Annotated in this window: 20 protein-coding genes; 15 read left to right on the top strand and 5 right to left on the bottom strand. The window is 71.8% G+C overall.

The genetic code is table 11. From position 1 onward, the window contains the following. Positions 1 to 23 precede the first annotated feature (23 nt). The 3 genes from OG440_RS12270 (at position 24) to nudC (ending at position 6128) form a co-directional block, all read left to right on the top strand. A complete protein-coding gene (locus OG440_RS12270; RefSeq protein ID WP_406006876.1) occupies positions 24 to 3596 on the top strand; it encodes a UvrD-helicase domain-containing protein in 3573 nt (1190 codons plus the stop codon). Between the two features lie 10 nt (positions 3597 to 3606). After that, a complete protein-coding gene (locus tag OG440_RS12265) occupies positions 3607 to 5019 on the top strand; it encodes a dipeptidase (protein WP_406006875.1) in 1413 nt (470 codons plus the stop codon). Between the two features lie 164 nt (positions 5020 to 5183). Then, positions 5184 to 6128, top strand: coding sequence for an NAD(+) diphosphatase (gene nudC / locus OG440_RS12260; RefSeq protein WP_406006874.1), 945 nt, complete (start codon positions 5184 to 5186; stop codon positions 6126 to 6128). A gap of 78 nt (positions 6129 to 6206) precedes the next feature. On the opposite strand, the gene OG440_RS12255 is transcribed toward nudC, so the two are convergent. After that, positions 6207 to 6449, bottom strand: coding sequence for a mycoredoxin (locus tag OG440_RS12255; RefSeq protein ID WP_057603310.1), 243 nt, complete (start codon positions 6447 to 6449; stop codon positions 6207 to 6209). 264 nt (positions 6450 to 6713) lie between these two features. Here OG440_RS12255 and OG440_RS12250 point away from each other — a divergent pair, with 264 nt between their 5' ends. The 5 genes from OG440_RS12250 to OG440_RS12230 all read left to right on the top strand — a co-directional run bounded on the left by OG440_RS12250 (position 6714) and on the right by OG440_RS12230 (position 10664). Beyond that, on the top strand, positions 6714 to 8930 hold the full coding sequence (locus OG440_RS12250) for an ATP-dependent DNA helicase UvrD2 (protein ID WP_406006873.1): 2217 nt from the start codon (positions 6714 to 6716) through the stop codon (positions 8928 to 8930). Between the two features lie 200 nt (positions 8931 to 9130). Continuing rightward, complete coding sequence (locus tag OG440_RS12245) at positions 9131 to 9448, top strand: hypothetical protein (RefSeq protein WP_406006872.1); 318 nt, start codon at positions 9131 to 9133, stop codon at positions 9446 to 9448. Between the two features lie 178 nt (positions 9449 to 9626). Beyond that, positions 9627 to 9995 carry a WhiB family transcriptional regulator gene (locus OG440_RS12240; RefSeq protein WP_406006871.1) on the top strand — a complete coding sequence of 123 codons (369 nt, stop codon included), beginning with the start codon at positions 9627 to 9629 and terminating at the stop codon, positions 9993 to 9995. Continuing rightward, entirely contained in the window at positions 9992 to 10315 is a 324-nt protein-coding gene (locus OG440_RS12235; RefSeq protein ID WP_406006870.1) for a hypothetical protein, read from the top strand. Before OG440_RS12240 ends, OG440_RS12235 begins: the two co-directional genes overlap by 4 nt. Positions 10316 to 10451: 136 nt before the next feature. Next, the gene (locus tag OG440_RS12230) at positions 10452 to 10664 is read left to right on the top strand and encodes a hypothetical protein (RefSeq protein ID WP_406006869.1); all 213 of its coding nucleotides are present in this window, start codon (positions 10452 to 10454) and stop codon (positions 10662 to 10664) included. A 42-nt stretch (positions 10665 to 10706) separates the two neighbouring features. Here OG440_RS12230 and OG440_RS12225 read toward each other — a convergent pair whose 3' ends face one another. Together OG440_RS12225 and OG440_RS12220 are read right to left on the bottom strand one after the other, a co-directional pair. Next, on the bottom strand, positions 10707 to 12086 hold the full coding sequence (locus tag OG440_RS12225) for an ABC1 kinase family protein (protein ID WP_406006868.1): 1380 nt from the start codon (positions 12084 to 12086) through the stop codon (positions 10707 to 10709). Continuing rightward, positions 12079 to 13299: a TOMM precursor leader peptide-binding protein gene (locus OG440_RS12220; protein WP_406006867.1), complete on the bottom strand. Its 1221-nt coding sequence runs from the start codon at positions 13297 to 13299 to the stop codon at positions 12079 to 12081. The genes OG440_RS12225 and OG440_RS12220 overlap by 8 nt, the downstream gene beginning before the upstream one ends. 240 nt (positions 13300 to 13539) lie before the next feature. Between OG440_RS12220 and OG440_RS12215 the strand changes: the two genes are divergently transcribed. The 4 genes from OG440_RS12215 to OG440_RS12200 all read left to right on the top strand — a co-directional run bounded on the left by OG440_RS12215 (position 13540) and on the right by OG440_RS12200 (position 17421). After that, positions 13540 to 14136, top strand: a complete 597-nt coding sequence (locus OG440_RS12215; protein WP_406006866.1) for a M48 family metallopeptidase — start codon at positions 13540 to 13542, stop codon at positions 14134 to 14136. 142 nt (positions 14137 to 14278) lie between these two features. After that, positions 14279 to 15955, top strand: coding sequence for a TerD family protein (locus OG440_RS12210; protein WP_406006865.1), 1677 nt, complete (start codon positions 14279 to 14281; stop codon positions 15953 to 15955). A gap of 11 nt (positions 15956 to 15966) precedes the next feature. After that, entirely contained in the window at positions 15967 to 16647 is a 681-nt protein-coding gene (locus OG440_RS12205; protein ID WP_020130800.1) for an AIM24 family protein, read from the top strand. An 18-nt stretch (positions 16648 to 16665) separates the two neighbouring features. Beyond that, positions 16666 to 17421, top strand: a complete 756-nt coding sequence (locus tag OG440_RS12200; RefSeq protein WP_406006864.1) for an AIM24 family protein — start codon at positions 16666 to 16668, stop codon at positions 17419 to 17421. Positions 17422 to 17511: 90 nt separating this feature from the next. Here the strand turns inward: OG440_RS12200 and OG440_RS12195 are convergent, their stop codons facing one another. Beyond that, positions 17512 to 18027, bottom strand: coding sequence for an NUDIX hydrolase (locus OG440_RS12195; protein WP_406006863.1), 516 nt, complete (start codon positions 18025 to 18027; stop codon positions 17512 to 17514). After that, entirely contained in the window at positions 18024 to 19472 is a 1449-nt protein-coding gene (locus tag OG440_RS12190; protein WP_406006862.1) for a zinc-dependent metalloprotease, read from the bottom strand. The genes OG440_RS12195 and OG440_RS12190 overlap by 4 nt, the downstream gene beginning before the upstream one ends. A gap of 192 nt (positions 19473 to 19664) precedes the next feature. On the opposite strand from OG440_RS12190, the gene OG440_RS12185 reads away from it, so the two are divergent. From OG440_RS12185 to OG440_RS12175, 3 genes are all read left to right on the top strand, one after another. Further along, positions 19665 to 20774, top strand: coding sequence for an SDR family oxidoreductase (locus tag OG440_RS12185; protein WP_406006861.1), 1110 nt, complete (start codon positions 19665 to 19667; stop codon positions 20772 to 20774). A gap of 116 nt (positions 20775 to 20890) precedes the next feature. Continuing rightward, the gene (locus OG440_RS12180) at positions 20891 to 21352 is read left to right on the top strand and encodes a molybdenum cofactor biosynthesis protein MoaE (RefSeq protein WP_406006860.1); all 462 of its coding nucleotides are present in this window, start codon (positions 20891 to 20893) and stop codon (positions 21350 to 21352) included. Between the two features lie 325 nt (positions 21353 to 21677). After that, positions 21678 to 22769, top strand: coding sequence for a PDZ domain-containing protein (locus OG440_RS12175; protein ID WP_406006859.1), 1092 nt, complete (start codon positions 21678 to 21680; stop codon positions 22767 to 22769). Positions 22770 to 22792 lie beyond the last annotated feature (23 nt).

Below are 22792 nucleotides of genomic sequence, written 5' to 3'. Positions count from 1 at the left end.
GTGGTCGCCGCTAGCCTCTCCCCATGCCCGCCCGTATCAGCGATCCCGAGCAGCTCAAGGAGCTCCTCGGGATCCCCTTCACCCCGGAGCAGACGGCCTGCATCATCGCGCCGCCCGCCCCGCAGGTGATCGTGGCCGGAGCCGGGTCGGGCAAGACGACGGTGATGGCCGCGCGCGTGGTGTGGCTGGTCGGCACCGGCCAGGTGGCCCCCGACCAGGTCCTCGGCCTGACCTTCACCAACAAGGCCGCCGGGGAACTCGCCGAGCGCGTCCGCAGGGCCCTGGTCAAGGCGGGCGTCACCGACCCCGACGTCATCGACCCGGACAACCCGCCGGGCGAGCCGGTGATCTCGACCTACCACTCGTTCGCGGGCCGCCTGCTGACCGACCACGGCCTGCGCATCGGCCTGGAGCCGACCTCCCGCCTGCTCGCCGACGCCACCCGCTACCAGCTCGCCGCGCGGGTGCTGCGCGAGGCCCCCGGACCGTACCCGTCGCTCACCCGCTCCTTCGCCGACCTGATCAGCGACCTCCTCGCGCTCGACGCCGAACTCGCCGAACACCTCGTCCGCCCCGAGGACCTGCGCGCGTGGGACGCCGCACTGCTCAGCGGCCTGGAGGGCGCCAGGCTCACCAACGCCGAGCTGCGCAAGGTGCCCGAGACGGCCGCCGCCCGCCGCGAACTGGCCGACCTGGTGCAGCGCTACCGGACCGCCAAGCGCGAGCGCGATCTGCTCGACTTCGGCGACCAGATCGCGCTGGCGGCCCGGCTCGCCCAGGTGGCCGAAGTGGGCCCGATCCTGCGCGACGAGTTCCGCGTGGTCCTCCTCGACGAGTACCAGGACACGTCGGTGGCCCAGCGCATCCTGCTGGCCGGCCTGTTCGGCGGTGGCACCGGACACCCGGTCACCGCCGTCGGCGACCCCTGCCAGGCCATCTACGGCTGGCGCGGCGCCTCGGTGGCGAACCTCGACGACTTCCCCGAGCACTTCGCGCATCCCGACGGAAGCAGGGCACGACGCCAGTCGCTCAGCGAGAACCGCCGCAGCGGCGGCCGCCTCCTGGACCTCGCCAACGGCCTCGCCGAGCCGCTGCGCGCCATGCACGCGGGCGTGGAGGCCCTGCGCCCGGCTCCCGGCGCCGAGCGCGACGGAGTGGTGCGCTGCGCCCTGCTGAACACGCACGCCGAGGAGATGGACTGGATCGCCGACTCCATCGCCCACCTCGTGCGCACCGGCAAGGCACCCGGCGAGATCGCCGTCCTGTGCCGCACGGCCACCGACTTCGCGGAGATCCAGGGCGCGCTGGTCGCCCGGGACATCCCCGTCGAGGTGGTGGGTCTCTCGGGCCTTCTGCACCTGCCCGAGGTCGCCGACCTGGTCGCCGTCTGCGAGGTCCTCCAGGACCCGGGCGCCAACGCCTCCCTGGTCCGTCTGCTCACCGGCCCGCGCTGGCGCATCGGCCCCCGCGACCTCGCCCTCCTGGGCCGAAGGGCGCGGCTGCTCGTCACCCACGCGCGCGGGGCCGGCGACGACGACCCGGACCGCCGTCTCGCCGAGGCCGTCGAGGGGATCGACCCGTCCGAGGTGATATCGCTCGCGGACGCCCTCGACACCTTCCTGGAGTCGCCCCTGTACGGCGACCGGGGCGCCGGGTACGACGACGGGCTGCCCTTCTCGCCGGACGCGCGCGTGCGGTTCGCGCGACTGGCCACCGAACTGCGCGACCTGCGCCGTTCCCTGGCCGACCCCCTGATGGACGTGCTGCACCGCGTCCTCGCCGTCACCGGCCTGGAGGTCGAACTGTCCGCGTCCCCGCAGGCCCTGGCGGCCCGGCGTCGCGAGACCCTGTCCAACTTCCTCGACATCGCCGCCTCCTTCGCCGCGACCGAGAGCCAGGCGAGCCTGCTGGCCTTCCTCGGCTTCCTGCGCACCGCCGCCCAGTACGAGAAGGGCCTCGACAACGCCCTGCCCGGCGGCGAGAACACCGTCAAGGTGCTCACCGCGCACAAGTCCAAGGGCCTGGAGTGGGACGTCGTCGCCGTCCCCGGCCTGGTCACCGGAACCTTCCCCAGCGGCCAGGGCCGCGAGAAGTGGACCGCCCAGGCCAAGGTGCTGCCGCACGAACTGCGCGGCGACGCCGACACCCTCCCCGGCTTCGACTCCTGGGACGCGCGGGGCATGAAGGCCTTCCACGAGGCCATGAAGGACCACCAGCACACCGAGGAACTGCGCCTCGGCTACGTCACCTTCACCCGCCCCCGCTCCCTGCTGCTCGGGTCCGGCCACTGGTGGGGCCCCACCCAGAAGAAGCCCCGCGGCCCGTCCGACTTCCTCGAGGAGCTGTACCGGCACTGCGTGGCCGGGCACGGTGAGATCGAGGTCTGGGCGGACGAGCCGGAGGAGGATGCGGAGAACCCCGTCCTGCACCGGGCGACGGCCGACCAGGTCTGGCCGCTGCCCCTGGACGACGACTCCCTCGCCCGCCGCCGCGCCGCCGCCGAGACCGTCCTCACCCACCTGGAGGACCTCGCCTCGCACCAGGACGGCCACCCCGGCGCCACCCACGACCCGGACACCTACGACGACCCCGACTGGCCCCCGCCACCGGACGAGGACGAGCTCGCCTACGAGCCTGCGTACGACGAGCCTGGATACGACGAGCCTCGGTACGACGACGCCGGGGACGGCGATCCCGGGTACGACGGGCCGCCCCACGACGAGTCCGACCCGTTCGGGGACACGCCCTTCGCGCACACCCCCCTCGCGGTGCCCCACCAGGCGACGGCCCCCGAGCTTTCCGCCACCCGCCCGCGCAGGCCCTCCCTCACGCCCGAGGAAGCCCGCGCGGTGGCTTCCTGGGACCGGGACCTCGACGCGCTCGCCGGAGAGCTCCTCCACGCCCGCCGGAGCGTCACGGACGTCCCGCTGCCGACGACCCTGACCGCCTCGCAGGTGCTGCGCCTGGCCGCCGACCCGGACGGTCTCGCGCAGGAACTCGCGCGCCCCATGCCGCGCCCCCCGCAACCGGCCGCGCGCCGGGGCACCAGGTTCCACGCATGGGTGGAGGCCCGCTTCGAGGAGTTGACCCTTCCCCTGCTGGAACCGCACGAGCTGCCCGGCGACGACGCCGAGATCGCCGACGAACGCGACCTGGAAGCCCTCAAGGAAGCCTTCGAGAACACCGAGTACGCCCACCGCACGCCGTACCGCGTCGAGGCCCCGTTCCAGTTCGCCCTCGCCGGCCGCGTCGTACGGGGCCGTATCGACGCGGTCTACAAGGAGGGCGACGGGGACACGGCCACCTACGACATCGTCGACTGGAAGACCCACCGGGCGCGCACCGCCGACCCCCTCCAGCTCGCCCTCTACCGGCTCGGGTGGGCCGAGCAGCAGGGTGTGCCCGTGGAATCCGTCACAGCGGCGTTCCTCTATGTACGCAGCGGTGACGTCGTACGGCCGGAGGGTCTGCCCGATCGTGCGGCCCTGGAGCGCCTGTTGACGGGGGACGACGGTATCGAGGACGACATCGGCGGACCGGCCGCGCAAGCAACCCCTGCGCAAGGACCCGGCGGGGATGTCGGCGCGGGCCGTTAGGCTCGTGACCATGAGCCATACCGTTGACAGTGCCGTCAGCGCCGTCCGCACTTATATCGAGCAGCACCGCGCCGCCTTCCTCGACGACCTCGCCGAATGGCTGCGCATCCCGTCGGTGTCGGCGCAGCCCGACCACGCCCCCGACGTACGGCGCAGCGCGGACTGGCTCGCGGCCAAGCTCAAGGAGACCGGCTTCCCGACGGTCGAGGTCTGGCAGACCCCGGGCGCTCCGGCCGTCTACGCGGAATGGCCCTCGGACGATCCGCAGGCGCCCACCGTCCTGGTCTACGGCCATCACGACGTGCAGCCCGCCGCCCGCGAGGACGGCTGGGACACCGACCCCTTCGAGCCCGTCGTCCGCGGGAACCGCCTGTACGCGCGGGGAGCGGCCGACGACAAGGGTCAGGTCTTCTTCCACACCCTCGGCGTCCGCGCCCATCTCGCCGCCACCGGCCGCCCCGCCCCGGCGGTCGGCCTCAAGCTGCTGATCGAGGGCGAGGAGGAGTCCAGCTCCCCGAACTTCAGGGCCCTGGTCGAGGAGCGGGCGGAACGGCTCGCCGCGGACGCCGTGATCGTCTCCGACACCGGGATGTGGTCCGAGGACACCCCCACGGTGTGCACCGGCATGCGCGGCCTCGCAGAGTGCGAGATCCGGCTGTTCGGCCCCGACCAGGACATCCACTCCGGCTCCTTCGGCGGCGCCGTGCCCAACCCGGCGACGGCGGCGGCACGTCTGGTGGCGGCCCTGCACGACGAGCACGCGCGTGTGGCCGTTCCCGGCTTCTACGACGGCATCGTCGAGCTCACCGACCGTGAGCGCGAGCTCTTCGCCGAGCTGCCCTTCGACGAGGACCGATGGCTGCGCACCGCCAGATCGCGCGCCACCCACGGCGAGGCCGGACACACCACCCTGGAGCGCGTCTGGGCCCGTCCCACCGCCGAGGTCAACGGCATCGGCGGCGGCTACCAGGGCCCGGGCAGCAAGACGATCATCCCCTCCGCGGCCTTCGTGAAGCTTTCGTTCCGGCTGGTCGCCGGCCAGGATCCCGAGCACGTGGAGAAGGCCGTCCGCGCCTGGGCCCCCGCGCAGTTGCCCGCCGGGATCCGGCACGAGATCACGTTCAGCCCGGCCACGCGCCCGTGTCTGACCCCGCTGGACCACCCGGCCCTGAAGTCCGTGGTCCGCGCCATGGGCCGCGCCTTCGAAGGGCCCGTCCGCTTCACCCGCGAGGGCGGCTCGGGACCGGCCGCCGATCTTCAGGAAGTCCTCGGCGCCCCGGTGCTCTTCCTGGGCATCTCCGTCCCCTCGGACGGCTGGCACGCGCCGAACGAGAAGGTGGAGCTGGACCTCCTCCTCAAGGGCGTCGAGACCACCGCGTACCTCTGGGGCGACCTGGCCGAGAACTGGCGCCGTGCACCCTGACGACGCCGACGACTTCGCACGGTCCGGAGGGGGCACGCGCGCGGGGCACACTGGAAAGACCGCCCCGCACCGCGACACCGCACCGAAACCGGTCGCCTTCTGCCGTACGTCCCGCTGAACCGCCCGCCGAAACAACCGTTCCACCGGGGGAGTTGGAAGTACCCGTGACCACCTGGACCGACCAGAACGCAGATCGCCCCATCTCGCTGACCGCGCCGAGCGGCGTCGACCGGGCCGCCCACCACCGGCTCGACGAGGCCTGGCTCGCCGCGGCGTGGAGCCACCCCACGACGCGCTGCTTCGTCGTCTCGGGCGGCCAGGTCCTCATCGACGAGACGTCCGAAGGCCACACGGAGCTCGTCACGACCCCGTCGTTCGAGGCGCCCCTCACGGAGGCGCACCGCTACTTCCTGGGGACCGACGAGGACGGCGTCAGCTACTTCGCCCTCCAGAAGGACGCGCTGCCCGGCCGTATCGACCAGTCCGCGCGCCCGGCCGGTCTGCGCGAGGCGGGCCTGCTGCTGTCGCCGCGCGAGACAGGGCTGATGGTCCACGCGGTGGCCCTGGAGAACTGGCAGCGCCTGCACCGCTTCTGCTCCCGCTGCGGCGAGCGCACGGTGATCGCCGCGGCCGGCCACATCCGGCGCTGCCAGGCCTGCGGTGCGGAGCACTACCCGCGCACCGATCCGGCGGTGATCATGGCCGTCACGGACGACGAGGACCGCATCCTCCTCGGTCGCCAGGTCCACTGGCCCGAGGGCCGCTTCTCGACCCTCGCCGGCTTCGTCGAGCCCGGCGAGTCCATCGAGCAGTCCGTGCGCCGCGAGGTCTTCGAGGAGGTCGGCGTCACCGTCGGTCAGGTCGACTACATCGCCAGCCAGCCCTGGCCCTTCCCGTCCAGCCTCATGCTGGGCTTCATGGCCCGCGCCACGTCCACCGAGATCGAGGTCGACGGCGACGAGATCCACGAAGCCCGCTGGTTCTCCCGCGACGAGCTCGGCGCCGCCTTCGAGTCCGGCGAGGTGCTGCCCCCCTACGGCATCTCCATCGCGGCCCGTCTGATCGAGCTCTGGTACGGCAAGCCGCTGCCGACCCGCAGCTTCGTCTGATCGACGACGCGAGAGAGGGCGGACCCCCGACGTAGCGGGGGTCCGCCCTCTCTCGTGTACGGCGGGCGTCGGACGCGGTCAGGCGCCGATCTTCTGCTTCACCTGCGCCAGCGACGGGTTCGTCAGCGTGGAGCCGTCGGGGAACAGCACGGTCGGAACCGTCTGGTTTCCGCCATTGGCCTTCTCCACGAACGCGGCGGACTCCGGGTCCTGCTCGATGTTGATCTCGGTGTATCCGATGCCCTCGCGGTCGAGCTGCTTCTTCAGCCGCTGGCAGTAGCCGCACCACGTGGTGCTGTACATCGTCACAGTGCCCAGCATGTCTCTTGTGCTCCTTCGGCGGGTCGGCGGCAGGTGGTCGCAGTGGGAGAACGTACTTGAAAGGGCCACCATTCCCGGCGGCGCTCTTTCCGTCGGCCACAGTCCGCCATACTCCCCCAGCAGCCGTTTCCCAGGTGGCCTTCATGGCGTCCCCCGGAGGCGACGGAGCCCCGGAGGGTGACACTCGCCGCATTAGTACGACTGCGAGGGCCCACCTGTGGACAACCGGCTCGCCCGCCTCCGCCGACCTGGCAGCATGGCCATGTGACAGCAGCAACGCACTCCACCCTCTTCCCGCAGGTACCGGACTCGGCCGACGCGGTGCTCGAAGGGCTCGACCCCGAGCAGCGCGAGGTGGCGACCGCCCTGCACGGTCCGGTGTGCGTGCTGGCGGGAGCGGGCACGGGCAAGACCCGGGCGATCACCCACCGCATCGCCTACGGGGTGCGCGCCGGCATCCTGCAGCCCTCCAGTGTGCTGGCCGTCACCTTCACCAACCGTGCCGCCGGGGAGATGCGGGGCCGGCTGCGCCAGCTCGGCGCCCAGGGCGTCCAGGCCCGCACCTTCCACTCCGCTGCCCTGCGCCAGCTCCAGTACTTCTGGCCGAAAGCGATCGGTGGCTCCCTGCCCCGGCTCGTCGACCGCAAGATCCAGCTCGTCGCCGACGCGGCGGCCGCGTGCCGCATCCGACTCGACCGGGGTGAGCTGCGGGACACCACCGCGGAGATCGAGTGGTCCAAGGTCACCCAGACCGTCCCCGCCGACTACGCCCTGGCGGCCGCCAGGGCGGGCCGCGAGATCCCCCGCGATCCGGCCGAGATCGCCCAGCTCTACGCGGCCTACGAGGACCTCAAGCGGCAGCGTGGCGTGATCGACTTCGAGGACGTCCTGCTGCTGACCGTCGCCGTCCTGCAGGACCGGCACGACATCGCCGAGCAGGTCCGCGCCCAGTACCAGCACTTCGTGGTCGACGAGTACCAGGACGTCAGCCCGCTCCAGCAGCGCCTGCTCGAGCTGTGGCTCGGTGAGCGGGAGGACCTCTGCGTGGTCGGGGACGCCAGCCAGACGATCTACTCCTTCACCGGAGCCACCCCCGACCACCTCCTCGACTTCCGCACCCGCCACCCCGGCGCCACCGTCGTCAAGCTGGTCCGCGACTACCGCTCCACCCCCCAGGTCGTCCACCTCGCCAACGGTCTGCTCTCGCAGGCCCGGGGCCGCGCCGCGGACCACCGCCTGGAGCTCGTCTCCCAGCGTGGCCCGGGACCCGAGCCCGGCTACGCCGAATACCCCGACGAGCCCGCCGAGGCCGAGGGTGCGGCCCGCCGGATCCGCGAGCTCCTCGACGCCGGTGTCCCGGCCGCGGAGATCGCCGTCCTGTTCCGCACCAACGCACAGTCGGAGACCTACGAGCAGGCCCTCGCCGACCGGGGCATCCCCTACCAGCTGCGCGGCGCGGAGCGCTTCTTCGACCGCCCCGAGGTCCGCAAGGCGGGCGTCGCCCTGCGCGGCGCGGCCCGCTTCGGCGGCAACGACACCCTTCTCGAGGACACCGTCGACCTGCCTTCCCAGGTACGTGCCGTTCTCTCGGGGGAGGGCTGGACCCCGCAGCCGCCGGCCGGCTCCGGAGCCGTCAGAGAACGCTGGGAGTCACTGGCGGCGCTCGTGAACCTCGCGCAGGACTTCGCCGCCGCGCAGTCCGGCGCCACTCTCGCCGACCTGGTCGCCGAGCTCGACGAACGGGCCGGCGCGCAGCACGCCCCGACCGTCCAGGGCGTCACCCTGGCTTCCCTGCACTCGGCCAAGGGCCTGGAGTGGGACGTCGTCTTCCTGGTCGGCGTCGCCGAGGGCATGATGCCGATCACCTACGCCAAGACCGACGAGCAGATCGAGGAGGAGCGCCGCCTCCTCTACGTCGGAGTCACCCGGGCCCGTGAGCGCCTTCACGTCTCCTGGGCGCTCTCCCGCTCGCCAGGCGGCCGTCCGAGCCGCCGTCCGAGCCGCTTTCTCGACGGCCTGCGTCCCGGTTCGGGTGGCGCCGCCGGCCGCGTGGGCAGCGGCAGCAGCGGGGGCGTCGGGGGCGTGGAGCGGGGCTTCACCGGGGGTGCGGCGGGCGGCGGCCCGGTCGAGCGACGCCGGACCCAGCGGAGCCCGGCCCGCTGCCGGGTCTGCGGGCGCACCCTGACCGACGCCGGCGAGATGAAGCTGATGCGCTGCGAGGACTGCCCCTCCGACATGGACGAGGGGCTGTACGAGCGGCTGCGCGACTGGCGAGCGGACCAGGCGCGGCGGGCGGGACAGCCCGCGTTCTGTGTCTTCACCGACAAGACCCTGATGGCGATCGCCGAGACCGTTCCCGAGGAGGACGGCGAGCTCGCGCGGATCCCGGGGGTCGGCGTGCGCAAGCTCAACCGCTACGGAGCCGACGTCCTGGCCATCTGCGCAGGCCAGGACGTCGCAGGGGACGATGAGGGGGACTGAGCGCGGACGGCTGGGCGACGGCCGGGCAACTGATCCGAACTCGTCGGAAAAATAGTTTGCGCATGCCCCGGCAATCCCCATAGGTTCTTAGGCACGGGAACGGCGGCCTTCTCGAAGGCCCTGATTCCGTGCTGTACTTGCATACCCGACGGACCGGATGCACCCCCGGTCCCCCGAGACGCCGAGAGGAGGCGATTCAAGTGATCATCATCAACCGCAGCTCAGCCGCGAAACTGACCGATCCCTCGGTCGTCTCCACGTGCATTCTCGACGCCTCGATCCTGGGCACCGGTCTGTCCGGCATCCGTGCCGACCGGCCGGCGTCCTCCTCCGTTGCCCCCGCGGGTCTTCCCAGCCGCGAGCGCAATGAGCGACCGACCGAGGCACTGGAAGCAGTAGGGGCGCAGGCGCATGCCTATGCCTTTACGGCAGCCGGTGCCGGAGCCCGGAAGCAGACGACGCAGCAGTACCTGATGTGGGCCTTCCGTGGGCCAGAACCCTGGAGTGATCCAGCCTGATCGTCGATCAGGCCGGCGCCTTCAGGGCCGCGGAACCCACCCGGGATCCGCGGCCCTTCTGTTTGCCCCGAACAACGGGGACGACGGAGCGAAGGGGCCTCGGGACAGGAAAAAGAACCCGGTACCCAGCCGACACCCGGTCCTACAGGACCGGACCGACAGACGAGGAAAGACGACCGTGCAACTCGAAGCGCACGCCCCGTCAGTACCGCCTTCCGAAACGATCCCCCCGCCCGGCACCACGGAGGACTCCACCTTGACCCCGCTCACGGCGCTCACCGCGCTCGACGACGCCATCGAGAACCTCGGCGTACCCGTCCCCTGCCGTTCCTACGACCCGGAGGTCTTCTTCGCGGAGTCGCCGGCCGACGTCGAGTACGCCAAGTCCCTCTGCCGTACCTGCCCGCTGATGGAGGCCTGCCTCGCCGGCGCCAAGGAGCGGCGCGAGCCCTGGGGCGTCTGGGGTGGCGAGCTGTTCGTCCAGGGTGTCGTCGTCGCCCGGAAGCGGCCGCGTGGCCGCCCGCGCAAGAACCCGGTCACGGTATGAACACCGCAGGAACGATCGACCGCCCCCTCACGCAAGACCCCAAGAAGCAGGCCCCGATGAAGCCGTTCCCCAGCGAGCCCGAAGGCTCCGCGACCGAAGACCTCACCACCACCGGCGCGTACGACTCGCGTCAGAACAGGACACGCGAGATGCAACTCATCCCAGAAGCCCTGGCTCGTGCGCATATGCACGACCGACTGCACGAGGCCGAGCGGGAACGCCGGGCGCACCGCCTGGTGACCGCTCGCCGGATGCAGCGCCGTGCCGAGCGCGCCTCGCTGCGCGCCCGGCGGGCGCTCGCCATCGCCGTGATGCAGTAATCACCCACACCTGAAACGGTGGCCTCCCTGTAGCGGAGGCGAAGTTCTCCCCGCGGGGGCCGGTCCGTCCGAACGGACCGGCCCCCGCGGTGCGTTGTACGGGCGACCCGCCGCCGCGGCCGTTATCGTCCCGAAGGTGACGAGCCCTCCAGGAGACGGTGACCCAGACGGTTCCACGACCGAGCCCCGCCCTCTCGTGTGCGCCCGCTGCGGTGCCCGCGCCGAGGAGCCCCCGCCCGTCACCTGGACCTGCTCCGTCGAGAACGGCGTCCGGCGCTACTTCTGCGCGACCTGTGCCCGCGAGAATCTCAGGGCGATCGAAGGCCGACTGGACTCGGAGTGGTGGTGAACCACGTCACAGCACCCGGGGACAGGGGAGTGGCCCAGGGGCTCACGCCTCCGCGACCGACTCCTCCGCCTCGAAGCCCTCCACGACGTCCGGCGCGAGAAACCCGGGCAGCCACTCCTCCAGCTCCTCGCGCAGCCGCACCGTCGCGCCGAGCTGACACAGCACGCCGATCGTGCTGAGCGTCACCCGGTGTATCAGCAGATAGGCCGGCGGCAGGTTCAGCTGCTTGCCCAGCTGATGGGCGGGGGAGCGGATATCGGCGATCCGGGCCGCCTGGCTGCGCATCCAGCCGCGGCTGAACGTGAACTCCTCCACCTGGGCCGGCTCGATGATCGGCAGGAGGTAGTCGAGGACCGCGTCGGGATCGAGCTCGATGGACTCCTTGACGAAGCCCTCCCTGCGGAGAAGTTCGTAGACCGCCTCCGCCTCACCGTCGAGGGTCATCCGCAAGGACTCGCCGATCGGGTCCGGCAGCCCGCCCGGGAGCCGGTCCACCGTGCCGAAGTCCAGGACGCCCAGGCGCCAGTCGTCCTCGCCGTCCGGTCCGCCGGGCAGGAGGCGGAAGTTGCCGGGGTGCGGGTCGGCGTGGAGCAGGCCGGTGCGCGCCGGGCCGGAGAAGAGGAACCGGGAGAGCAGCTGGCCGGCCCGGTCGCGCTGCTCCCGGGTGCCTTCGGTGATCACCTCGGACAGGGGCACACCGTCGATCCACTCGGTGACCAGGACCTGGTCGCACTGGTGGACCACCGCCGGTATCACCACGTCGGGATCGCCGGCGAACTCTTCCGCGTGGGCCCGCTGGGCCTGCGCCTCCAGGCCGTAGTCGAGCTCCTCGGAGACGCGGTCCTTGAGCTCGGCGATCAGCGGCTTGACGTCCATGCCCGGGATGAGGGGGCCCAACAGCCGTGCGAACCGGCTGAGTTGGTTCAGGTCGGACAGCAGGGCCTCACCGGCCCCGGGATACTGGACCTTGACCGCGACCTCCCGGCCGTCGTGCCACACCGCGCGGTGCACCTGGCCGATCGAGGCCGCCGCCGCGGGCTTGTCGTCGAACTCCGCAAACAGCTCGGGCCAGTCCTCGCCGAGCCGCTCCGCGAGCACCGAGTGCATCGTGCGGGTCGGCATCGGCGGCGCCGCGTCCTGGAGCTTGGTGAGGGCCGCGCGGTAGGGGCCGGCGACCTCCTCGGGCAGGGCGGACTCGAAGACGGACATGGCCTGCCCGAACTTCATCGCACCCCCCTTCAGCTCGCCGAGCACCTTGAAGAGCTGCTCGGCGGTGCGCTGCTGCAGCTCTCTGCCGACGATCTCCGCGGACTCGCCCACGATCCGCTTGCCCAGGCCCCAGGTCGCTCGCCCGGCGAAGCCGAGCGGGAGCGCGGCGAGTTTGGCGGTCCGGGTGACCGCCTTCCGGGGAAGATCAGACATGCGCCCTCCAAGTACCGGCCAGCCGCGCCGCGTCCGTCGTACGGCGGAACTCCTTCGAATGCTGCACTGCCATTGTCGCGTGCGTTCCCCGCTCCTCGGCGATGTGTTCCTGGTGTTCCTGCTTACCTTTCTCCGCGGCCCCGCACGGGCAGGCGGAATGGGGTGATACCGGCCGGGCGTGCCACTGGAGGGCGGGGACGGAGACCTCCCAGCGGGCGCCGACGCTCGACGGGGTGCGGCCGTCGAGGAAGGTGAGCGCGTGGGCGGCCGCCAGTCCGGCGACGGTCGTGGCCAGCGTCAGGTCGCAGGCGCGTGCGGCGCGCCTTCTCCCCGAGTGCCACTGGGCGACCAGCCGCGGCCAGGCCGGGTCCCGGTCGGTGCGCTCCTGATGCAGGCAGCCCGCACATCCCGTCTCCCCCGGGAGTACGAGCGGGCCGACGACACCCGTCCCCTCCACGACGCCGGCATAGAGGTGCGGCGTGCCCGAGGCGATCAGAGGCTCGGCCGCCGAGGGAGCGGGGGCGTGCACCGACACGTCGTCCCGCGGGGCGATGATCACCAGAGCGAAGCCGGGGGAGTCCGCCTCGGGCGGCGATCCCGGGCTTCTGCGGGGTGCGGGGCCCGGCGCGGCCCGGCGCACGGCCCGGCGGGCGGACTCGTCGCGACGCTCGCCGACCGCCTCGGCGGGCAGGCCGCCCGGTGCGACGTCCCCCGGCTCCACCAGGCCGCCGTCCCGCACGTCGACCTCGCCGATCCCCGCACCCGAGAGCAGCGCCGCCAGTACCGCGCCGACCCGGCCCGCGCCCCGCACCTGGACCCGCAGCCGGCGTCGGACGGTCAGGTGCTCCATCGCGTCGCCCGGCTCCGAGGTGAGGAGGGACAGCGCGGCGAGATCGGGACGCAGTCGGTCCAGGACGTCTTTCCGTTTCCGCAGATCGGCGGCTTCCGGCCCGCCGCCGCGCGCGTCGTCGAGCAGCCCCGCCCGCGCCAGCCGCTCCACCAGCCGGTCGACATGGCCGTCGGGCAGGTCCATGCGGCGGCCCTCCTCGCGTAGCAGCGCCAGCCCGCGGGTGCCGTCCAGCAGGTCGAGGAAACTGCCCGTCGCCGTGTCCACCGGGCCGAGTGTCAGTGCGTGCGCCGGGGTCATCCCGAACTGCACCGTGTTGAGGTCACGCCAGCCACGCCGCAGCGCGGGCTTCACCATCGGATGCATCACAGCCCCCGTATGCCTGGAAACTCCCCGTCACATCGGCGGAGCGGGGGCGTAGGGGTGTCCTCGCTCCGCCGACGAGTGCCAGCATGCCCGGACCCGCTCGAGCCCGCCGAAAGTTGTCCACAGGCAGGGGCGTTCATCGTATAAATCCGTCGTACGAGGCAAACACGGCACGACGGATCGGAACCCGACCGTCCCGGGGTCGGGACTTCCCCCGTGTGCAGCGGGTAACGTCGGGGCGTGTCCGCCGACCCACTGCACCGCGCCGGAACACCACAGCGCAGCACGACGAGCCAGCCGCCGAGCGGCTCACGAACGAGCGCGATCGAGGTCCGCAGAAGCGCCCGTCGGCGCCGGACGGTCTCCGCGTACCGCGAGGGCGATCGCACCATCGTGCTCATCCCTGCCCGGATGTCCGAGGCCGAGGAGCAACGCTGGGTGAGCGTCATGCTCGACAAGCTCGCCGCCCAGGAGAGCCGGCGCGTTCCCGGCGACGCCGAGCTGGCCGAGCGCGCCGAGCGGCTGTCGGCCCAGTGCTTCGGCGGCCGGGCCCGGCCCGCCTCGGTCCGCTGGGTGACCAACCAGAACACCCGCTGGGGCTCGTGCACACCGGCCGAGGGCAGCATCCGCCTGTCGCATCGCCTGAAGGGCATGCCCGAGTACGTCATCGACTACGTCCTCGCCCATGAGCTCGCGCATCTGCTCGTGCCCGGCCACGGTCCCGACTTCTGGCGGCTGCTGGAGGCGTACCCACGTACCGAGCGCGCCCGTGGCTACCTCGAGGGCGTCGTCGCGGCCGAACGGCTGCCCCATCTGTCCGCCGCGGGCGAGGAGTGACCTGCGGCGTACGTGGTGAGCCCCTCCCCTCCGCGTGGCTGTCGGTTGTGTACCGGGTCTGTACCGACATCGTGCGTCGTCCGACTTTGCCGTTAGCCTGACGCGACGCATTCACAATCGGGATGGGGGACGGTCGTTACGCATGCCCAGGGAATTCCAGCGCGGCCACAAGGCCAGGATCAGTGACCTCACCGCAGGCACCGATCTGTACGTAGGCGTGCAGATCACCGCTCCCGGCCTGACCTTCGACATCAGCTGCTTCGGCCTCGACGCCGACGAGCGGCTCTCGGACGACCGGTACTTCGTCTTCTTCAACCAGCCGAAGTCCCCCGAGGAGTCCATCCAGCTCCTGGGCGCCCAGGCGGGCGACACGGAGTCCTTCCGCATCACCCTCGACCGCATTCCGCCGCAGATCCGGAAGCTGTCCTTCACGGCGACCCTCGACGGCGCCGGGCAGATGTCGCAGATCGGCCCCGGCTATCTGCGCATCGTCGCGGGCGGCGAGGAAGTGGCGCGCTACGCGTTCAGCGGCTCCGAGTTCTCCAGCGAGCGGGCCGTGATGCTGGGTGACTTCTACCTGAAGGACGTCTGGCGGTTCGCGGCCGTCGGACAGGGCTTCGACGGCGGTCTCGACGCGCTTCTGAAGAACTTCGGGGGCGAGGTTGCGCAGGAGGAGGCACCCGCCGCGCCGCAGCAGCCGCAGGCCGGCGGCGCCGCTCCCGGCTTCGCCCCGCCCGCGTTCGGCGCTCCGTCCGCGCCCGTCCCGGCTCCGGCGCCCGCCCCGGTGCAGCCGCAGCCCGCCGCGCAGGGCTTCGCGCCCCCGCCCGGCGCGACCCCGCCGCCCGCCCCGGCGCCCGCGCCCTCGGTGCACGCCGCCCCGACCATCATCGCGCCCCTGGCGCCGCCCGGCGGCGGTCACGTACCGCCTCCCGCTCCGGCCCCGGCGCCCTACGGCCAGCCGCCTCAGCAGCCGTACGGTCAGGGCCCGGCGCCGACCGCGCCCATGCCCCCCGGTTACAGCCAGCAGCCCCAGGCGCCCCAGGCCCCGCCCGGCTACGGACAGCCACCCCAGCCGCCCGGCTACGGCCAGCAGCCCGCGTTCGGGCAGGTCCCGGGCCAGCAGGCGTACGGCGCACCGCAGGGCGCGCCGCAGGGCGGTGCCGGTGTGGCCGCGGCGCTCCAGCAGTTCAAGGAGACGCCCACCGGACAGCGCTGGACGCAGCAAAACAAGAAGCTGATCCGCGTCGACCTCGGGATGGGCGGCCAGCCCGTGCTCGCCCGCCAGGGCAGCATGGTCCTCTACCAGGGCAAGGTCGACTTCAGCTACAAGGGAGCCGGGTTCGCCGGCCGGATCGTCGGCAACGCCACCGGCCAGGAGATGCAGCTGATGCGCTGCACCGGCCAGGGCCAGGTGTTCCTCGCCGAGAACGGCACGATGCTGCACCCCATCGAACTCCAGGGTGACGGCATCTGCGTCTCCGCGGAGAACGTCCTCGCCTTCGACGAGAGCCTCCAGTACGAGGTCCGCCGGATCGAGGGACACGGCATTCCCGGCGGCGCCCTGTTCACCATGCAGTTCACGGGCACCGGCACGATCGTCGTGAAGACGCACGGCACGCCCGTCGTCCTGCCGGTCACCCCCACCACGTTCGCCGACTGCAACGCCGTCGTCGCCTGGTCGTCCGCCGCCCAGGTGGTCGTCTCCAGCCAGGTCCGCATGCGCCGCAACGCCTACCCCGGCGACACGGGGGAGAGCGTCAACCTCCAGTTCCGGGCCGCTCCCGGCAACTTCATCGTCGTCCAGCCGTACGAGGTCTGAGGGAGCCCGTCATGAACCAGCCACTCGCGGGCTACGCCCCCGCACCCGTCACCGCCCGTATGGAGAACCACGGCAACCACATGCTGAAGGTCGCCCTCCAGACGGGGAACGACCTCCTCGCGCGCGTGGGCTCGATGGTCGCCTACGAGGGCTTCGTGCAGTACGAGCCCAACCCGCCGGCCGTACGCCAGATCGCGCGCGACTGGATGACCGGCGAGGGCGCGCCCCTGATGAAGTGCTCGGGTGACGGCCTGCTCTACCTCGCCGATTACGGCGCCAACGTCGTCGTGATCAACCTCAACGGCGACGGCATCTCCGTCAACGCCACCAACCTGCTCGCCTTCGACGCGCATCTCACCTGGGGCGTCGAGCGCGTCAAGGGGCTCGCGAAGTTCGCCGGTCAGGGACTGTGGAACACCAAGATCTCCGGGCAGGGCTGGGTCGCGCTGACCTCCCGGGGCAAGCCGATCGTCGTCGACTGCGGCGGTGGCGAGGACGAGACGTACGTCGACCCCGACGCGCTCGTCGCCTGGTCGCCGAACCTCAAGGTGAAGGGCAAGCGCAGCTTCAAGGCGCAGTCGCTCATCGGCCGGGGCAGCGGTGAGGCCTACCAGATGGCCTTCTCCGGCCAGGGCATCGTCGTCGTCCAGCCCAGTGAGGACAGCACCGACCGCCTCCGGGTCCGGGGCTGAGGGGGAGCCAGAAACGCCATGCAGAGCTCACTTTTCGCGCACAACGACTCGCAAACCCAGGAGCGCTGGAGTCTGCAGAACAAGCAGATGCTCCGGGTCGGCCTGGAGGGCCACGACGACATCCTCGCCCGCAAGGGCACGATGGTCGCCTACCAGGGCCTGATGGAGTTCGACGCCGAGTACCAGAACAACCAGCAGGGACGCGCGCGTGCGTTCACGGGCGAGGGCCTGGACCTCATGCGCTGCCACGGGCAGGGCACGGTCTACCTCGCCAACCTCGCCCAGCACATCCATGTGGTGGACGTGGAGCAGGACGGCCTGACCGTGGACAGCAGCTATGTGCTGGCCATGGACTCGGCGCTGCACCACGAGGTCATCGCCGTCGACAGCCTCTACGGCATCTCCGGCTCCGGGAAGTACCAGCTCAACATCACCGGCCGCGGCAAGGTCGCCCTGATGACCTCGGGCGCGCCGCTGATGATGCAGGTCACGCCCGACAAGTACGTCAACTGCGACGCCGACGCCATCGTCGCCTGGTCCACCGGGCTGAGGGTGCAGATGCAGGCCCAGACGCACTCTTCCGGAGTGTGGCGCCGGCGCGGCAACACCGGTGAGGGCTGGGAGCTCAGCTTCATGGGCACCGGCTACGCGCTGGTGCAGCCCAGCGAGCTGCTGCCGCCGCAGGGCGCTCAGATCGGCTCCGGCCTGGCCGCCCAGTACGGCATGGGACAGCAGGGCGTACGGCAGCAGAACCAGGGCAACGCCTGGAGCTGACGGTCCGGAAAGCAGACGTAAGGGGCGGCCGCCAGAAGGTCGCCCCTTACTCGTTCCCCCTCACAGCCGCCCGGACATCCGCGTTCCGCCTCACAGACGTGCCCGTGCCGCCTCCAGCAGCCGGACGACCGAATCGTCGGCCACGTCCGCGACCTCGTCGTAGGTGAACCAGCGCAGGTCGAGGGACTCGTCGCTGATGGCCTCCACGGCTCCGGCCGGAGCGAGCGCCGCGTACTGGACGTCGTAGTGCCACGCGCACGGCGTGTGATGCCGGTCCAGGCGCACGGGGCCGCCCGGGAGCAGCGTCAGCCCCTCGATGCCGGACTCCTCGGTTCCCTCGCGCAGTGCGGCCGCCCGCAGGGTCGCGTCGGCCGGCTCGCAGTGGCCGCCCATCTGGAGCCACATCCGCAACTTCTTGTGCAGGGTCAGCAGCACCCGGCCGCGCTCCGGGTCGATCACCATCGCGCTCGCCGTGATGTGCCCGTCCCCGCACGCCTTCCACAGGCCGTCCGGGTGCGCCGCGAGATGGTCCAGATAGGCCTGGCGCAGCTCTTCCTGGCCCTCGTACCCCTTGAGGACGAGGACCGCGTCGTCGTACAGGCTCACTCGGTGTCGTCGTCCTCGGAGTCGGTCGCGTCGGTCGCGTCGTCCTTCTTCAGGTTCGGCTTGCCGCCGGACGCCGCCTCGCCGAGCATCTTGTCCAGCTCGGAGAAGTCCAGCTGCTCGCGGTGCACGAAGCCGTCCGGGTCGTCCAGGTCGGACGCCGTGGGCAGCATGTCCGGGTGCGCCCACAGGGCGTCACGGCCGTCGACCCCGCGCGCGTCCGTGAGGGACGCCCACAGGCGGGAGGCGTCACGCAGGCGGCGCGGGCGCAGCTCCAGACCGATCAGCGTGGCGAAGGTCTGCTCGGCCGGGCCGCCCGAGGCACGTCGGCGTCGCAGGGTCTCACGCAGCGCGTCGGCGGACGACAGGCGCGGTTTCGCGGCCGCGTGCACCACCGCGTCCACCCAGCCCTCCACGAGCGCCAGGGCCGTCTCCAGACGTGCCAGGGCGGCCTTCTGCGCCGGGGTGTCCTCCGGCTGGAACATGCCCTGCTGCAACGCGTCCTGCAACTGCTCCGGGTTCTGCGGGTCGAACTGACCGACCACGTCCTCCAGCTTGGCCGTGTCGACCTTGATCCCGCGCGCGTAGCCCTCGACGGCGCCGAACAGGTGCGAGCGCAGCCACGGCACATGCGCGAAGAGACGCTGGTGGGCGGCCTCGCGCAGCGCGAGGTAGAGCCGCACCTCGTCCTTCGTCACGCCCAGGTCCTTGCCGAAGGCCTCGATGTTGACCGGCAGCAGCGCGGCACGCCCGGCCGGGCCGAGCGGCAGGCCGATGTCGGTCGAGCCGACGACCTCGCCCGCGAGCACGCCCACGGCCTGGCCGATCTGCGAGCCGAACATCGCGCCGCCCATCGAGCGCATCATGCCGATCAGCGGGCCGGCCATGGCCTGCATCTCCTCCGGCAGGACATCGCCCATGGCCGCGCCGACGCGCTCGGCGACCGGGTCGACCAGCTCCTTCCACGCGGGCAGGGTCGCCTCGACCCACTCCGCGCGCGACCACGCCACGGCGGTGCCCGCGCCGGACGGGAGTGACGTCGCGTCGTCCAGCCAGAGATCGGCCAGGCGGACGGCCTCCTGGACCGCGGTGCGCTCGGAGGGGCCGACGCTGGCGTCCTTGACACCGTCGGCGGTGCCCTGGGCGACCGTCTGGCGGGCGATCTGCTTGGCCATGTCCCAGTTCACCGGGCCGCCCTCGTAGGAGAGCATCTGGCCCAGCTGCTGGAAGGCGGCCCCCAGGTCGGTGGGGTTCAGCGAACCGAACATCGCGGCGAGCGGATTGTCCGCACCGGGGGCGCCAAAGCCTCCGGCGCCGGGCATCCCGCCGAAACCGAACGGGTTGGCCGGTCCCTGACCACCGCCGCTCTGCGGGTCCTTCTTCTTGCCCTCGTCGCCGTCTTCCGGCTCCTCCGGCGGAAGGCCGAATCCGAATGGGGTGTCACTCACGGGGTTCCTCGGCTGGTAAGGCCACCGGTTATCGGCCGGCGGCGACTGCCCTGCAACACCACCCAGCGTAGACACCCCGGCTCGATCGGGCCTCGGTGCTTCGCCGACTCCTGGCCTGCGGCAGGATGGATGCCACCTGGTACGTACGCTTCACTCGCGCCCGTATGCCAAGACAACCGCTGGAGACACCTGGTGAGTTCCCCAGATCCGCAGGTTCGCGCAGCGCGAAACCACTCGACCCCGGGCGGTGCGCGCGGGCCGGTCGTCGCCGTGACCGGCGCAGCGACCGGGATCGGCGCGCTGCTCACCGAGCGGCTCGCCACGTCGGAGGAGGTCAAGCAGGTCGTCGCCGTCGACGAGCGCCGGGGCGAGTGCGACGCGGCGCAGTGGCACATCCTCGACGTCCGCGACCCGGCGATCGCCGACAAGCTGCGCGGCGCGGACGTCGTCGTCCACCTCGCGCTCGACCTCGACCTGGGGAGTGACGCCGCCGCCCGGACGGCCTACAACGTGCGCGGCACGCAGACCGTGCTGACGGCCGCCGCGGCGGCCGGGGTGCACCGAGTGGTGCTGTGCACCTCCGCGATGGTCTACGGCGCGCTCGAGGACAACGAGCTGCCGCTGTCGGAGGACGCGGAGCTGCGGGCCACGGCGGAGGCGACCGGCGTCGGGGACCTGCTGGAGATCGAACGGCTGGCCCGGCGCGCGCCCCGGGCGCATCCGGGGCTCAACGTCACCGTGGTGCGGCCCGCGGTGCTGGTCGGCGGTACGGACACCGCGCTGACGCGGTACTTCGAGTCGCCGCGGCTGCTGGTGGTCGCCGGGTCGCGGCCGGCCTGGCAGTTCTGCCACGTCGAGGACCTGGTGAGCGCCCTGGAGTACGCCGTCCTGGAGAAGGTCGAGGGCGAGCTGGCCGTCGGCTGCGACGGATGGCTGGAGCAGGAGGAGGTCGAGGAGCTCAGCGGGATCCGGCGGATGGAGCTGCCGTCGGCGGTCGCGCTGGGCGCCGCCGCGCGGCTGCACCGGATCGGGCTGACGCCGTCGCCGGCCGGGGACCTGGCCTACACGATGTACCCCTGGGTGGTGAGCGGGAGCCGGCTGCACGACGCGGGATGGCGGCCGCGGTGGACCAACGAGGAGGTCCTCGCGGAACTGCTGGCGGAGGTGGCCGGACGGCACACCGTCGTCGGCCGGCGACTCGGGCGCAAGGACGCCACCGCCGCGGGCGCGGCCGGGGCGACGGTCGCTCTGCTGGGTGCGGCGGCCGTGGTGCGGCGCGCCCGCAAGGCCCGGCGGCGGTGAGCGGGGGGTACGCCCGGACGGGCTGACCCTTTGGAGTTCGCTCCAAAGCGGTACGCGCGTGTGCCGGGTGATCGCGCTATTTCGCCCGCTCCCCGGGGTGCGGCACGATGGGGGGTATGGCAGCCATCGACGACCATCCCGGCGAGCGGGCAGCGCAGGATCCCATCAAGCTGATCGCCGTTCGTGACACCGCGCTCTCCCTGGACGAGGTCTTCAAGGCCGTCGGGGACGACGCGGCGGGCGGCACCGCGCTCTTCGTGGGCACGGTGCGCAACCACGACGGGGGCGCCGACGTCGACGCGCTCGGGTACTCGTGCCACCCCGGTGCGGAGGCGGAGATGCGGCGGGTCGCGGAGAAGGTCGTCGCCGAGTACCCGGTGCGGGCGCTGGCCGCGGTGCACCGGGTGGGGGACCTCGGGGTCGGTGATCTCGCGGTCGTGGTCGCCGTCTCGTGCCCGCATCGCGGGGAGGCCTTCGAGGCCTGCCGGAAGCTGATCGACGACCTGAAGCACGAAGTGCCCATCTGGAAGCACCAGAAGTTCTCGGACGGTACCGACGAATGGGTGGGCGCCTGCTGAATCGCCTCCGGTTGCGTAACCGCACCCCTGCCGTGAGCGTTGTCCCTGCGGATGGTTAATCTGCTGATCAGTCAGTTGTGGGGGCACACAGGGTTGGGAGGTCGGCATGGCGGCGCTCGCCTGGTTGCTGATTCCGCTTGTCGCCGCTGTCGGCGCCGGTCTGTGGGGGACTTGGGCCAACCGGACCCGGAAGGCCCGCAGCGACGGGCCTGAGCTGGACGGATACGCCCGCTTCCGGGCGGCCATGGAGAAGCCCCACTCGCGTACGTGACCCGGGTGGCAGCCCTGACGGTGCGCTGACAGAAGCGTCCCGTAGTGTCGAGTCATGCCACGCCGCACCGCGACGATGCTCGCCTCCACCCTGATGCTGATCGCGCTCCTGTGTGCGGGCGTACTCATCCCCGTGCCGTACGCGGAGATGTCCCCCGGGCCGACGGTGAACACCCTGGGCGATCACGGGGGCGAGCCGGTGCTCCAGATCTCCGGGCGCAAGACCTACGCGACCAGTGGTCACCTGAACATGACCACCGTGCGGGTCACCAGCGCCGACTACCGGATGAACCTCGTCGAGGCCGTCTACGGCTGGCTCGCGCACGACAACAAGGTCGTGCCGCACGACACGCTGTACCCGGACGGCAAGACCGAGGAGCAGTCCACCCAGGAGAACGCCGAGGAGTTCAGCCAGTCCCAGGAGAGCGCCAAGGTCGCCGCCCTGAAGGAGCTGGACATCCCGGTGACGTCCTGGGTGATCGTCTCGACGGTGGTGAAGGGCTCCCCGGCCGAGGGCCGGCTGCACGCCGGTGACGTGATCAAGGCCGTCGACGGCACCGCGGTGAAGGAGCCGGGCGACGTCGCGAAGCTGGTGACCCGGCACAAGGCGGGCGAGAAGGTCGTCTTCCGCATCGTCCCGGCGAAGGAGCAGGCGGCCGCCGAGAAGGCGAACAGGGCGGCGACCAAGACGCAGGACGTCACCATCACGACCGCGTCCTCCGACGACAGCGGCGAGAAGCGTGCCATCGTCGGGATCTCGGCCGGGACCGACCACACCTTCCCGTTCACCATCGACATCAAGCTCGCCGACGTCGGCGGGCCCAGCGCCGGTCTGATGTTCGCGCTCGGCATCTACGACAAGCTCACGCCGGGCAGTCTGACCGGCGGCACGTTCGTCGCCGGCACCGGGACCATCGACGACGCCGGCAAGGTCGGGCCGATCGGCGGCATCGAGTTGAAGCTGGTCGGCGCGCGCAGCCAGGGCGCCAAGTACTTCCTGACCCCCGCGGAGAACTGCGCGGCCGCCGCCGCGGACACCCCCTCGGGGCTCAGGCTCGTCAAGGTGGACACCATCGACGACGCCCTCGACGCCCTCAAGGACATCCGCGGCGGCGACACCGCGGACCTGCCGAAGTGCACGAAGTAGCCACGAGGGCTGCTTCGCGAACG

Origin of the sequence: Streptomyces sp. NBC_00637, from assembly GCF_045161545.1 — a bacterium.
Taxonomy (GTDB): domain Bacteria; phylum Actinomycetota; class Actinomycetes; order Streptomycetales; family Streptomycetaceae; genus Streptomyces.
Note: the sequence above shows the minus strand (reverse complement) of the source record. Positions and strands in the feature narration are given on the sequence as shown.

Excerpts from the sequence above, each read along its gene's own strand:
- OG440_RS12225 (WP_406006868.1), bottom strand. The coding sequence starts at position 12,086 with ATGTCTGATCTTCCCCGGAAGGCGGTCACCCGGACCGCCAAACTCGCC.
- OG440_RS12200 (WP_406006864.1), top strand. The coding sequence starts at position 16,666 with ATGCAGAGCTCACTTTTCGCGCACAACGACTCGCAAACCCAGGAGCGC.
- OG440_RS12220 (WP_406006867.1), bottom strand. The coding sequence starts at position 13,299 with ATGCATCCGATGGTGAAGCCCGCGCTGCGGCGTGGCTGGCGTGACCTC.
- OG440_RS12205 (WP_020130800.1), top strand. The coding sequence starts at position 15,967 with ATGAACCAGCCACTCGCGGGCTACGCCCCCGCACCCGTCACCGCCCGT.
- OG440_RS12265 (WP_406006875.1), top strand. The coding sequence starts at position 3,607 with ATGAGCCATACCGTTGACAGTGCCGTCAGCGCCGTCCGCACTTATATC.
- OG440_RS12210 (WP_406006865.1), top strand. The coding sequence starts at position 14,279 with ATGCCCAGGGAATTCCAGCGCGGCCACAAGGCCAGGATCAGTGACCTC.
- OG440_RS12235 (WP_406006870.1), top strand. The coding sequence starts at position 9,992 with ATGAACACCGCAGGAACGATCGACCGCCCCCTCACGCAAGACCCCAAG.
- OG440_RS12270 (WP_406006876.1), top strand. The coding sequence starts at position 24 with ATGCCCGCCCGTATCAGCGATCCCGAGCAGCTCAAGGAGCTCCTCGGG.
- OG440_RS12180 (WP_406006860.1), top strand. The coding sequence starts at position 20,891 with ATGGCAGCCATCGACGACCATCCCGGCGAGCGGGCAGCGCAGGATCCC.
- OG440_RS12255 (WP_057603310.1), bottom strand. The coding sequence starts at position 6,449 with ATGCTGGGCACTGTGACGATGTACAGCACCACGTGGTGCGGCTACTGC.
- OG440_RS12175 (WP_406006859.1), top strand. The coding sequence starts at position 21,678 with ATGCCACGCCGCACCGCGACGATGCTCGCCTCCACCCTGATGCTGATC.